A 13961-nucleotide genomic window follows, 5' to 3' on the forward strand; every position below is an offset into this window, starting at 1 on the left:
TTGAGCACAAAATCTTTTTGCATATTGTCTATTGTAGTCAAGAAGTTTCGGTATGCATCAGTATAATCTCCAACGTGCCAGACACGTGCACCGTACTTCCGAGCCAACTTTTGGTGTGGTGCGTTCCAATTCCAACCTATTAGAAATGATTTTGTCTCAACTGAATCGGATACGGCAGTTACCTGCTCGGCCCACTTCGATTGATAGCTCGTGCTTGAGCTTAACCAATTCAAGTTTGGCAAACGACTAGGACGTGTCGATTGCGAGTATACTTCCGGAACAAAAGCTATAATGAGAGATAATATGACGCTGATGGATTTGCACTTTAGAACGTTCATTGGGCACCCTCTTTTTATACTTAGCCGATTGTGACGTGCATGATAGAAAGCAATGCTAGTCAAGCAAGAACTTGATAGTACCACGGACACTCGACAACGAAGACCTGAAAGTTACCATGTATACTCCTGGAGCTGTGACGGTATTCATGTGTAGCACGAACCTGAAACTCGATTTGTCCAATACGATTGGGGTGAGTTCATGCGTCGAGATCAACCTTAAGTTCAAATCGAACATTTGGCATACCAGCCTGTCATCTTCACCCATGCCAAGATTTTCTTGCGAATAGACGTCGATCGTAATATCATCGCTGCTTGGCCCTCTGCGAACTTGAGGGTATCTAAGAATTGGTTGGTCATGATCGACACTTACTGGGACGATTGCAGTTTCGATCTTGCGCGCTGTTATGATGGAGTCATATCGCAATTTCTTGAAACCTCGTGAAAAATCACGATCATAAAATGACGCACTTGTCTGAAATCGATAGCGTGGCAAAGAGTCGCCAACGAAGAAGACATAGTTCGCACCGCCATACTCGGGATGAATCACCCACGTAGAGAACCAGTCGCTTGTAGGGCTGAAGCCCCAATATCCATAACATCCGCTGTAATGAACTTGGTTCATCACTCTTCCAGTAGCTACTTCCCAAACAGTGAAACCGGGATTCACTGGTCTATCGAACATAGACTCAGTTGCATACCCTCCATGAAATAGGTATCTCCCGTCCCGTGACAATCCCAAGTAGGTGTCCTCACTCGACCTCCCGTAGTTCGAAGCGAAAGTCTTGTACTGGCTCAACGGATTGTCAAGCCACGACACTCTACATTGGCCCCGATTCTCGTCATTAATGTTGTTTGGTCCATCCCATGTCACACATACCGTCTCTGCTTCATCGAACGCTGTTGGCAACCATGAGTGGCCCTGAACGAGCCACGAAGTATCTCTCTGTAAATCAATGAGCTTAATACGTGCTTGGGCATCCCAAGGCACTACAACGTATCTACCTGTTGGCGAGACCGACACATGAGAGGATTGCCACAAGATTCCTCCACCACCGGGAATGCTAACGGGAGGACATACATTTTCATGAATGATGCGTTTCGATGGATACTCCATGATCATCGCACCACCACTGTCGCCATCAACAGGATAGTATCGATAGAGCAGGCAAAGCACTTTACCATCACGGGAGCAAGCAACCTGAGTTGCATTCGTTCGACTTGGAGTCCTTGTGCTAATCGAGTCTATGATCGATCCGTCCGATGCACGGAGTACATTGATCGAGTTCACAGTAGCGACGAAGAGCAGATCAGCCTCTTCTGCCATGGCTGCTTTCACAGTCCCGTAGGTTCCTGCAGTTAACTCTGTTGACCACAGAAGTGAAGTGTCTTCTATCATCTTGGGTTGAGAGACTGCGACGTCTACTGTGACAACCAAAAGGATGACGGACATAATTACTGACAAACTGAAAGTCATGATGTATACTCCAGATACTATTTACTCATACCATGTGATACTACTTAACCAAATAACATTTAACATCAAAGAAAGTTAAGTAGGATTGAATGACGATTACCCCCACACCCTCTCAACATCTTCCTTACGCCCCTTCTCGGTGAGCGCAATATACTTCTTCATCGTTTTGAAGCTTCTGTGTCCTGTGAAGCTCATGACGACTTCGTGGCGCATGCCCCTTTCAAGTGAGATGGACACAAACGTCTTTCTCGCTACGTGACTTGACAAGAACTCCCACTTTGGACCGCGCTTCTCGGATGCGGTCTTACCACTTCGTCGTACTTGTCGGAAGGGACTATCTAACTTGGCGACCTTACCGAGTTCTTTTATGTAACCGTTGAACTTCTGGGAACTTATGGACGGAAGTGGACTGCCAATGCTTCGGTACTTGGTGATGATGGCATCGGCACGCTTGGAGATGTGAATGCGAACCTCGGTCTTGGTCTTTTGTTGACGCAGACACCATACGCCATCGCGAATGTCATCGTAGTGCATGGTTTGGATGTCACCGAAACGTGCTCCGGTGTAGCACTCAAGAAGGAAGAGATCGCGCACACGGTCTAAACGTGGGTTGGCAGAGAGATCGACTTTCTCAAGGAGCTGGAGTTCGTCCCATGTGAGGGCCACTACCTCGACATCTTCCTCATCGACCTTGAACTTGCGGTAGGCGGGGTGAACGGGGGCTCCCCTATCCACTGCCCACGACAAAAACGTCTTGAAGGTGCTCACGTACTTGCCAATGGTGTTGTTGGTCAGCTTCCGCTTCTTGATCATGTGGTTCCGGAATCGATCATAGAAGGTATGATCGATGTCCTCAAACTTCAGTGCGTCCTTGCCCTTCTCCACCTCCTTCAGGATCACCTTCAGAGTGTTGTACTTCGCGATGGTCCGGGGCTCCAGTTCGTTCTTCTTAGATGCTATGAACTGGGCATAGAAGTCCCAGAATGAGAATGCCTTTTCAACCGAGTCGTTTGGGTTACGATCCACCCGACGGCGCGACAGCTCCTCGGTTAGGATCCTTAGTGAGAACGCCTCCCCGTGAATAGCAATCCCATTCAAGACAGCCGTTTCGACCTCTATTGTCCGCGCCTTGAGCATGGCGTTCAGCGCGGAATAGTTGGGGTCCGACCGTTTGATATCCTGTTTCAACTCATTCCAGTCTTCCGGTCTAACCGTCACACCAGTACCCAACCTCATTCGGGCATTGTTAACGAATACGCTCAGGATCACTGCCGAACGGCCATCACGATTGATGCCCTTTTTGAGGTATAGACGGGTCTGTGCCATGCCATTCCTTCAATCTCAGGTGACGGTACAGGTGACGGTTTTTTGCTTGATCTCGGGATTATTCGAGATATCACCAGACGTCTACAATCTACGTAAGTCTATAGTATATAAGCAAGTAATCATACGTTCTGATTTCTCGGGATATCTCAGGATAACCGTAGGTTCATTTCCTGCCCCCGCTACTCCAGACATACGTAAACCCTTGTAGCTCTTAGAGTTACAAGGGTTTTGTCGTTTTGGCTTACTATTTGGCTTACGGTGGAGCCACCGTCCGTTTTATCACGGTGCGCGACCGACCGCCCCTTCTTGATCACGAACTTAGGCGCACTGCAGGGCGGTCAACTCGTGTTATTCTGCGACGTGCAACTGCTGAAATCACCACACCTTTGATTTCTCCTATTGATAGTGCTTTCCATTCACCAACATGTGAATAGCCATAATCGGTGCGGGCGATGAGTAGAAGGCTATTGCCACGATCCGTGCATACCATGCCATTCTCCGATCAGCACGATAGATCTCGACTAGAGCGTGAGCGTACTTCTTATCTCTTAGGTAAACGTAGTACAAGGCAGCTCCACTTATAACAAAAGAGAATAGCATAGTCAACAATATGCCATCTAAGCCGAACATCGAAGAGTCAACCACAATACGAATCAACACTGCGTCTACAGACACAATGAAAGAGATCATCCATACGGCGTACGACCTCGAACTATGACCATATGAAGCGTGATTCGACTTATGTGAAGCCCCTTTGATTTGATGTCGCTGGGGATGGAGATCAGAACCTTTGCCGTATCGTGTCTGGGACTACTTGCTCCGTTACATGAGCTAACTCTTTGGTTTTAGGTAAATACTTCCACTCACGATACTTCGAGTCAAGGATAGCATAGACGTAATTAGTCGTAGTCATTTCCACAGTGAAGAGCTTTTCGTTAAACACTACATTATCTGCACCGTATTGACTCTTTAGTTCATTTAACATGAGCGAAATGGCAACATTTGCACCGCCCTGGCCTTTCATATCGGATACGTCCATTGATAGTTGCTGGCTATATGTTAGCAGTGCATACTGTACACCATCATGGGTAATTACGTCAGATTTTGAAACGATCTTTTCATTGCCAGCCTTTATCATCGTGCTTTGTTTAATCAATTCTAAGCCCAAAAGAAGTGTGTCTTTGGAGATGAAGTCAAAGACTCTTGGGTGAAGATACTCTAGCTGTTCTGCTGGACTGTCTGACTTGGTCGCTCTAATGTACTTGTCAAATGTTTCGGTTAAGTCATCATGCTGCGAAGTCGCTGCCTGACATCCAATAGTCATGAGTAAAACCATTACTACCAACGTGTTCTTCATAAGATCATTCTGTTCGGTGTGGAATTGATATTGAACTTCCCGCGCCTTCATGGGCAGACAGGTTTCCCTTATCCCGCATATAACAACCAATTCAGATCGTACTACATTGCATTAGCACCTGCAATCTAGCATTGGGACTTGCAAGTCAGCTTGTCACTAGATACGGTGGTCAGTTACGTACGGAATGAGGTAGTCAATGCCAACACAATTTCCATCCTGAAATGGGAAGCACTGTATAGTCCAAGCAGAGAGTCTACTTAACCACAGAACTTGGGAGGAAACAAGGTGGTAGTCGTACCTCTCTTCATTCAATGCGTCGAGCCGACAAGTTCTCAATCACATACCCTAGTTCTACTCCGTCTCGATACGCTCTATCGTATTCTTCCTTGGGTACCCCGAGGTATTCCTTATTATATGGATCATAAAACAACTTGTGCACGATGTTGTTTCTTGTTCGATTAAACTGCAAGACTTGATCAAGCGTTCCTTCAGACAGTTCGCCGGCTACAAATAGGGCCTTAGCAATCATGGATAAAGAGAGCTCATTGCTCATATTCCAAGACCGGGCCAACTCTTCATCAGTTGTCTTTTTGAAACGACCAGCGCGCTGTAGATGCAATAGCTCTCGTAGCTTCACTTCTATCCAGCCGTGAAGGACTTGAAGCGTCTCGATGTAAAACCCAGCTTCATACGCCTCTTGCGCATGATCTGCCGGCCACTTTCTAAACGAGATGTACTCTTGAGTCATACTTAGTGCTTCATATGTGACGCAACGTATTTTACAGGAGAATCCGCCTGCCTAGTGGAGAATCCGCTCACAGTAAACACCTGTTTCCGCGTCAAAGTGACCACTCGAAACTGCACGCCAACGAAGACTCAACTGCAATCTAGCATGGGGCTTAGCAATTCTGCATTCCACAATGAGCGTGGTCAACTATTTGTGGAATCTGGTGGTCAAGGGCCGTGGAATCTCCAGTTACGATTCATACGGTGTGAATACGTTGACACCCACTTGCTGTGCTGATGCTTTGTCGGCGAACGCCAGTTGACTTCAGAAGTCCTGGAACACGGGTCAAGGTATGCAGTCCGTTTGTTATATCCATCTACTACGTCTGCAACACTCAACAACTACGACGTTGCACTTCTCCGTCTCCGAGATCTTATCGCCCATACCCAACCAAGGATCCCAGCGCCGATCAGTAGACCAGCTGCAATGGCAACAACATACATTGTTGTGTCCCCACCTTGTTCTGAGGGGGAAATGCCAGTTGTAGGAACAGTCGCATCCACGACTTCAAACGTAGGATCTAGAAACCATATCTGTCCTGTCCCGACAAGTAACGCACCGAACGCGATACGAGAAGCAGCTTGTGGTACATCTAACACGATCTCACATTTCTTCCAATCGGTTGTTCCAGTTACGGATCTATCAGCTTTACCGTCGTGCATGTTGTCAAATTCAAGACTACCTATAGGATCGCCCCCATCAACTCTCAACCAATATGAGGACCAGTCCGAAACATCCTTTGTCCTGAGATAGCCGGACATTCTGATCCTCTTACCCAGGTACTTATCTGGCAAGGACACTGACATATACGTGCCAAACCCATCGATCTTCGCGTCAATTGACTTGATGGTTGAAACGACCTTGCCGTCCATGGTTACGATCGTGTCCACTCCCATTTCATAGCTTCTTGGGTGACTGCCTGCAGCGGACCAATGTGTCGATACGTCAAAGGAGTAAAGTGCCGTTGCCGACACTACGAGTAATCCTGCTATCAGGATCTGTTTAACGTTTCTCATTGAAGTACCACTCCTATTTGTGCTTACATGACGTCGGATTGTCAGCGTTGTCCCGTCAAACTGTTCACGTTTCCCTGTCCACGTGAGATCGGTCTCCACACCTCGTAATCGCAATCTACCATTGGGTTGAGTAAGTCAGCATGCGTCTAGATGCCGTATGTTATCTGACTACATCTACACGAGTTGTGAGAGTCTCTTTGTTGGTCACCATTCGCAATTGATACGCCCCGTTACCAATGGCGCTGACGTCTGTTGTGTGGACATAGCCGCCTGCGGCTTCGGCCTTGTTGCTCACAAAGGTCTGTACTACCTGACCCATCATATTCAACAGTTCGAGAGTGATGGTCAGCGGCTCACGGAGACCATAATGGATCTCCATTGTGTTTTGTGTTGGGTTGGGGCGGGTGGTAAGCGACGTAGAGTTCTTTGCTGAGATATACAATCGCGCGCCGCCATCGTCGCAGATCCCATTGATTCGTATTCTGCCGTCTTGAGTCAACGTCTCGGCGACAATTCCGCTGTTTGTCCATCGGAACTCGTCGATGATGATCGATGAGTTGTCGGTATTGCCAAGCGTCGCAAGACATGGAACAGAAATCAATTCGTTACTCGCCGGATTGTACGTCCCTGAGAGCTCGAGCATGCAGCTATCGGCTGAACCGGAGCATTCACTGCCGTTTTGTTCAACGAAGAGTATTGATGAATTGTAGCGGATGCGGGCGAACCACTTCGTTGGTGCGCCTGTGGCCTGCAAGCCAGTTTGTTTCTGGAGTGATAATGTGAGGTTCACTCTCTCACCTGCCTGGGCTATGATATCCTGGGCAACAACAGTGGTACGAGCTGTATCCAAGCTGTTGATCGTTCCCTCGCCAAAGAGTTGCACCGTGGCAGGACTCCCTACACCATTGTACTCGAACAACAATCGTCCGCTGGTTCTACCTAAATCTGATGGTAGAAACCGCAGATCCAATTTAGCCGTATCACCTTGGGCAAGAGTGAAGCTTCCACCACCAGCAAGAGTTGAGAAGTCGAAGTCGTTTGGTCCAGCATGGCGAGTTGCGGTAATGCTCAGCGGTGCACTGCCAATGTTTTTAATTGTGATTGCGCGAAGAGTATCCTTCACCCCTCCAACCACAAGTTTACCGAAGTCTATCACGTCACTAATTACAGCAAGCGATGGCGCAATTCCTTCTCCGCGAATCGTTTGTCGCAGCGTATCGGATTGAGTGAAGATGATCAGTTGTGCGGTTTTTGTCCCAATTGAAGTAGGTGAGAACCGGAACTCTACGGCTCGTGAGCTGCTCGTTGGCACAGTGAAAGGTGGAATGCCCGACACGAGTGAGAACTGAGAGGCATCAGACCCTACGATCGCAATAGAATCGACGCGATATTGAAAGGTGCCAACGTTGCTTGCAAAGGTAGAGACCAAAGAATCTCGATCACTGCCAACTAGGCATTGACGCATATCTACATCTTCGCTTGCAGGAGAAGGTGCGACGATGGAGAAGACAGCATCGGAAACGTCCGACTGCGAAGTTGCTTGACCTATGTCCCATATTTTTGCCGTACGATCCCAGCTTCCAGTTACAATTGATCTTTCGTCAGGACTAAAAGCAACACTTGTAAGACTATTTGAATGGCCCGTAAGAGTACGAATAAGGGCCCCAGTGTTAGCGTCCCATATCTTGGCGGTGCTGTCCCGGCTTGCGGTAGCAATCCTATTACCGTCAGGACTAAAAGCAACGCCAAAAACATACCAAGTATGTCCTGTTAGTGTGCGAATGAGCACGCCGGTATTAGCGTCCCAAATCTTTGCTGTTTGGTCATGGCTTGCCGTAGCAATTGTGCTCCCATCAGGGCTAAAGGCAACGCCAGCAAGATTGGAAGTATGTCCTGTCAGTGTACGAATGAGCACGCCGGTATTTGCGCCCCATATTTTGGCGGTGTTGTCATCGCTTGCTGTAGCAACTCTGCTCCCGTCAGGGCTAAAGGCAACGCCACGAACACCGCCAGTATGTCCTGTTAGTGTGCGAAGGAGCACGCCGGCATTAGCGTCCCAGACCTTTGCGGTTTGGTCCATGCTTCCCGTAGCAATTGTGCTCCCGTCCGGGCTAAAAGCAGCGCCTAAAACATAGGAAGTATGTCCTGTTAGTGTGCGAATGGACGCGCCCGAATTTGCGTCCCATATCTTTGCTGTTTGGTCAAAGCTTGACGTAGCGATTCTGCTCCCATCGGGGCTGTAGGCAATACCATGAACATGTGTAGTGTGCCCAATCAGTGTCCGAATGAGGCCGCCTGTATTTGCGTCCCAAATCTTAGCAGTGATATCAAAGCCTGCTGTAGCAATTCTACTCCCGTCCGGGCTAAAGGCAACGCCTATAACTTGGTCTGTATGTCCTGTTAGTGTGAGGATAGCGCCGGTAGTATCGGCAGTGGCAGCGGTGTTCCCACCTTGGCTTACCCTGACTAAGCACTGAGCGCTTGGCGGCCTTGGTACATTCTTCCATGTAAAGTTCAGCCCTGTGGCCTTAACCGTGATTACTTTCCATGTGATGCCGTTATTTACGCTGTACTCCAGCTTCACCGTATCACTTGGAGCAATTCCCGTCCATGATATCAAAGTGTCACTTCCCACTACATAGATCTCGCCGCCGTTCGGCTGCGTAAGCTTTAGCGTGGAAGCCGTTGCTTTCTTCCCCGGGAAGCCGCTGTTTGCACTAAAGTAGCCGGGGCATTTGTCAGTTGCGATTTCGAAACTTGCATACTTATGACTTGAGTCACTCGGCACTAAACGGAGCGTAATTGTTCGGCTGGTGTTCTGCGGAATGGTAAGCGGGAAAGTAGTATTGACTACAGTAATATCAGCAGAGCCAAACGTTCGTGTTATACCCGTTACGGTGAAGTCTGCATTTTGAGCGGTGAGCGTGAGCGTTGTATCGTTTTGAGTAGCAGGAAGTCGCTTGCCGAAGGCAACGTAGGTAGGTGCTACCTTTAATGAAGCGATTGCATTGGACGGCGGCGCGTAGCCTGTTTGTGATCTCTGACCTTGCCATGATAACTCGATGGTTGTATTGCCAACGATACAAGAAACGCCGCTAGTCCAGGTAATGTCACACGGTGAGCTTCCCTGAGCAACTTGGAGAATTCTATTGTACACATCCACTGCTCCCTCTACCGTTGTTACGTTCTCGTAGGTCTGCCCACCCGTGCGGCTAGCAATGTTCTCGAGAATGTCGGGAGCAGGCATACCTAACGTGACGCAATACACAATGCAGTTTTGGCCGTTTGCTTCTGCAACGATCGCGCTTTCTGTTCCGCCTCCTTGTCCATCAGTAAGGAACACAATTACCTTTTGATGAATGCCTCGCTTGCCTACGATCAAACCACCAGCCATTGGATTGATGAGCGCGGCATCGTAGTCTGTTCCACCATTCGGTTTCAGCTGCGATATCGCGTTTAAAAGCTTGTCCCTATCGGTAGTGAAATCTTGATTTAGATAATTTGAGCCGTCAAAACTTGTGATTGCACATTCGCTTTCGCCAAGGGGCAAACCACTGACGAACGCCCTGGCTGCAGACTTCGCTAGTTCAATGTTTGGCACTGAGCCTCGGCCCGATCCCATCGACCCGCTCACGTCAATCACCAGAACCACTGATATTGCTTCCGGTGGTTGCAAGGGTGGACATATCACGCTCGCTATTGTTCGTGGTTTGCCATTCTCTGTCAATGAAAGCTCACCAGCACTTGGTTGTTGTTGGTTGCCCGCTGCATCAAAAGCATAGAACTTTGCCTTTATCGTCGGGAAACTTGAAGCGTCAACATCGAAGAGTGTGATCGATTGAGCACTTGCCTGATCCAAACACGCAAGACATAGAAGCGATGTGATGAGGAGTTTCATGATGGTCAAGAGTGCATACATCTCATTTCACTACATCTACACGAGTTGTGAGAGTTTCCTTGTTGGTTATCAACCGTAATTGATACGCCCCGTTACCGATGGCACTGACGTCTGTTGTGAGGACATAGCCGCCTGCGGCTTCGGCCTTGTTGCTCACAAAGGTCTGTACGACTTGACCCATCATATTCAACAGCTCGAGAGTGATGGTCAGCGGCTCACGGAGACCGTAATGGATCTCCATCGTGTTTTGTGTTGGGTTGGGACGAGTTGTAAGCGACGTGGAGTTCTTTGCCGAGATGTACAATCGCGCGCCGCCATCGTCGCAGATCCCATTGATCTGAATTCTGCCGTCTTGAGTCAACGTCTCAGTAACAATTCCGCTATTTGCCCAGCGGAAGTCGTCGATGATGATCGATGAGTTGTCAGTATTCCCAAGTGTCGCAATACATGGGACGGAAATCAATTCGTTGCTCGCCGGATTGTAGGTTCCTGTGAGTTCGAGCATGCAGCTATCAGCTGATCCGGAACATTCACTGCTGTTTTGTTCAACGAAGAGTATCGATGAATTGTAGCGGATGCGGGCATACCACTTTGTTGGCGCGCCAGTGAGCTGCATGCCAGTTTGCTTTTGGAGTGTTAGTGTGAGGTTGACTCTCTCACCTGCTTGCGCGAAGATATCCTGGGCAACAACAGTGGTACGAGCTGTATCCAAGCTGTTGACCGTTCCCTCGCCAAAGAGTTGCACCGTGGCCGGACTCCCTACACCGTTGTACTCGAACAACAAACGTCCGCTTGTTCTGCCTGCATCTGACGGCAAGAATCGCAGATCCAGTTTAGCAGTATCACCTTGGGCAAGTGTAAAGCTCCCACCACCTGCAAGAGTCGAGAAGTCGACGTCGTTTGGTCCGGCATGGCGCGTTGCGGTAATGCTCAGTGGTGCGTTGCCAACATTCTTGATGGTGATTGCATGCAGAGTGTCTTTTGGCACTCCTACGTGAAGCGCGCCGAAGTCGATCACATCGCTCAACACAACAAGCGAAGGCGCAACACCTTCTCCTCGTATCATTTGTCGCAACGTGTCGGATTGAGTGAAGATGATCAGTTGTGCGGTTTTTGTCCCAATAGAAGTAGGTGAGAACCTGAACTCCACAGCCCTTGAGCTGCTCGACTGTACGGTAAAAGGCGGAATGCCCGACACCAGTGAGAACTGAGAGGCATCGGCGCCTACTATCGTAATTGAATCCACACGATATGGATAGGTGCCATCGTTGCGAGCAAAAGTAGAGACCAAAGAATCTCGATCACTACCAACTAAACATTGCTGCATTTCAACATCTTGGCTTGCAGGAGAGGGTGCGACGATGGAGAACACTGCGTCAGATACATCTTCTTGTGGCGGCGCTCCCCCAATATTCCACACCCTGGCGGTATTGTCATGGCTTGCCGTGGCTATTCGGCTGCCGTCAGGGCTGTAGGCAACACCAGAAACCCAATCGGTGTGCCCGGTCAGCGTCCGAATGAGCGCGCCCGTATAGGCGTCCCACACCCTCACGGTGCTGTCATGGCTTGTCGTGGCTATGCTGATGCCGTCAGGGTTGAAGGCAATACCAAAAACCGGACCAGTGTGTCCCTTCAGCGTAAGCATGAGGGCGCCCGTTTTGGCGTCCCACACCCTGGCGGTTGTGTCAAAGCTAACCGTGGCTATGCGGCTGCCGTCAGGGCTGTAGGCAACACCCCTAAACCCAGAAGTGTGCCCAGGCAGCGTCAGCATGAGGGCGCCCGTATTGGCGTCCCACACCCTAGCGGTACGGTCATTACATGTCGTGGCTATGCGGCTGCCGTCAGGGCTGTAAGCAATACCCAAAACATAATCTGTGTGCCCAGTCAGCGTCAGCATAAGGACGCCCGTATTGGCCTCCCACACCCTGGCGATTCGGTCCCAGCTTGCCGTGGCTATGCGGCTGCCATCAGGGCTGTAGGCAATACCAACAACCCAACCAGTGTACCCCGTCAGCGTCCGTATGAGGGATCCCGTATTGGCGTCCCACGCCCTGGCGGTATAGTCATAGCTTGCCGTGGCTATACGGCTTCCGTCAGGGCTGTAGGCAATATCAAAAACAGAATTAGTGTGCCCGTTCAGTGTCCGAATGAGGACGCCCGTATTGGCATCCCACGCCCTGGCGGTAAAGTCAAGGCTTGCCGTGGCTATACGGCTTCCGTCAGGGCTGTAAGCAATACCAATAACCCCACCAGTGTGCCCTTTCAGCGTTAGGACGGTTTTGGAGTCGGCATCCCTCCCCCCTTGGATCACCCTCACCAAGCACTGCGCACTTGTGGGTCTTGGTACATCATTCCACGAGTATCTCAGCCCTACAGCTTGGTCTGTAAGACGTTTCCACGTAGTGCCACTGTCGGGGCTATACTCTAATGTTACCGTATCGCTCGGCGCAATGCCATCCCACGTTATCACGCTATCACTTCCCACAGCAAAGGTCTCCCCGCCATTAGGATGCGTAAGCTTCAGCGTAGAAGCCGTGGTTTTCTTTTCCGGGAAGCCCGCATTTGCGCTGAAGTAGCCGGGGCATTTGTCGGTTGCTATTTCAAAGCTCGCGTACTTCATACCGGAATCGCTCGGCGTACAACGAAGCGTGATTGTTCTGTTTGCTCCCCTCGGTACGGAAAACGGGAAGGTGGTATTAACAACGGAAAAATCGGCGGAGCCAAACGTGCGGCTGATGCCGGTAACGGTGAAGTCGGTGTTGTTGGCAGTGAGCGTGAGCGTTGTGTCGATTTGCGTTGATGGAAGGCGTTTGCCGAAGGTCACAAAACTGGGAGTTACCGATAACGATGCGATTGCCCAAACAGGCGGCGTATAACTTGCGGTAGCTGTTTGGGTTTGCCAGTTTAGTACGAGATTGGTGCTTCCTGCATGGCAGGCGACATCGCTTGTCCACGTGACGTCACACGGTGAACTTCCTTGAGCTAGTTGAAGACAACTATAGTACACCTTCTTTGCTTCTTCAATTGACGTTACGTTTCCGTACGTCTGGCCTCCCGTTCGACTTGCGATGTTTGTAAGTATCTCTGGAACATTCATTCCCAAAGTAACGCAGTAGACAACACAGTTCTGTTTGTTCGCCTCGGCAACGATTGCGTCTGCGCTTCCACCACCTTGCCCATCAGTTAACAGAACGATTATCTTTTGATGAATGCCCCGTTTGCTCACGATCAATGCTCCGGCCATAGGATCGACTAGTGCCGCATTGTAGTCGGTTCCGCCATTTGGTTTCAGCTGCGATATCGCGCTTAGTAGCTTGTTCCTATCTGTCGTGATATCTTGGTTCAGATAATTTGAATGGTCAAAACTTGTGATTGCACATTCGCTCTCATCAAGAGGCAAACCATTGACCCATGCCCTAGCAGCAGTTTTCGCTAGTTCAATATTCGGCACCGAGCCATAGCCTGAGCCCATTGAGCCACTCACGTCGATCACCAATACCACTGAGAGTGCTTTAGGCGGTTGCTGTGGCGGACATGTTATACTGGTTATCGTCCGCGGCTGACCGTTCTCCGTTAACGAAAGCTCACTTGCACTTGGTCGTTGTTGGTTACCTGCCGCATCAAAGGCCCAAATCTTTCCCGTCATCGTCGGGAATTTTGAAGTGTCAACATCGAAGAGAGTTATCGATTGAGCGTTTGCTTGATGTAAACACGCAAGGCATAGAAGCGATGCGATGAGGAGTTTTATGATGGTCAACATTGCAT

At 49.5% G+C, this 13961-nt stretch carries 7 protein-coding genes; all 7 read right to left on the bottom strand.

The window, feature by feature from the left end:
- Positions 1 to 393: 393 nt before the first annotated feature.
- A complete protein-coding gene (locus IPI29_04165; protein MBK7411732.1) occupies positions 394 to 1788 on the bottom strand; it encodes a hypothetical protein in 1395 nt (464 codons plus the stop codon).
- 120 nt (positions 1789 to 1908) lie between these two features.
- Positions 1909 to 3138 carry a site-specific integrase gene (locus IPI29_04170; protein ID MBK7411733.1) on the bottom strand — a complete coding sequence of 410 codons (1230 nt, stop codon included), beginning with the start codon at positions 3136 to 3138 and terminating at the stop codon, positions 1909 to 1911.
- Between the two features lie 781 nt (positions 3139 to 3919).
- Positions 3920 to 4495: a hypothetical protein gene (locus tag IPI29_04175; GenBank protein ID MBK7411734.1), complete on the bottom strand. Its 576-nt coding sequence runs from the start codon at positions 4493 to 4495 to the stop codon at positions 3920 to 3922.
- 304 nt (positions 4496 to 4799) lie between these two features.
- Positions 4800 to 5243 carry a hypothetical protein gene (locus IPI29_04180; GenBank protein ID MBK7411735.1) on the bottom strand — a complete coding sequence of 148 codons (444 nt, stop codon included), beginning with the start codon at positions 5241 to 5243 and terminating at the stop codon, positions 4800 to 4802.
- A gap of 380 nt (positions 5244 to 5623) precedes the next feature.
- Entirely contained in the window at positions 5624 to 6298 is a 675-nt protein-coding gene (locus IPI29_04185) for a hypothetical protein (protein MBK7411736.1), read from the bottom strand.
- Positions 6299 to 6458: 160 nt separating this feature from the next.
- On the bottom strand, positions 6459 to 10196 hold the full coding sequence (locus tag IPI29_04190; GenBank protein ID MBK7411737.1) for a choice-of-anchor D domain-containing protein: 3738 nt from the start codon (positions 10194 to 10196) through the stop codon (positions 6459 to 6461).
- A 22-nt stretch (positions 10197 to 10218) separates the two neighbouring features.
- Positions 10219 to 13956 (bottom strand): choice-of-anchor D domain-containing protein, encoded by a 3738-nt coding sequence (locus tag IPI29_04195; GenBank protein ID MBK7411738.1) that lies wholly within the window; start codon positions 13954 to 13956, stop codon positions 10219 to 10221.
- Positions 13957 to 13961: the final 5 nt, after the last annotated feature.

The sequence above is a fragment of the Ignavibacteria bacterium genome, assembly GCA_016707005.1.
GTDB lineage: Bacteria > Bacteroidota > Ignavibacteria > Kapaibacteriales > Kapaibacteriaceae > UBA10438.

Bases quoted from the DNA above. Each gene is read 5' to 3' on its own strand.
- IPI29_04165 (MBK7411732.1), bottom strand. From the start codon at position 1,788: ATGTCCGTCATCCTTTTGGTTGTCACAGTAGACGTCGCAGTCTCTCAA.
- IPI29_04180 (MBK7411735.1), bottom strand. From the start codon at position 5,243: ATGACTCAAGAGTACATCTCGTTTAGAAAGTGGCCGGCAGATCATGCG.
- IPI29_04175 (MBK7411734.1), bottom strand. From the start codon at position 4,495: ATGAAGAACACGTTGGTAGTAATGGTTTTACTCATGACTATTGGATGT.
- IPI29_04190 (MBK7411737.1), bottom strand. From the start codon at position 10,196: ATGAAACTCCTCATCACATCGCTTCTATGTCTTGCGTGTTTGGATCAG.
- IPI29_04170 (MBK7411733.1), bottom strand. From the start codon at position 3,138: ATGGCACAGACCCGTCTATACCTCAAAAAGGGCATCAATCGTGATGGC.
- IPI29_04185 (MBK7411736.1), bottom strand. From the start codon at position 6,298: ATGAGAAACGTTAAACAGATCCTGATAGCAGGATTACTCGTAGTGTCG.
- IPI29_04195 (MBK7411738.1), bottom strand. From the start codon at position 13,956: ATGTTGACCATCATAAAACTCCTCATCGCATCGCTTCTATGCCTTGCG.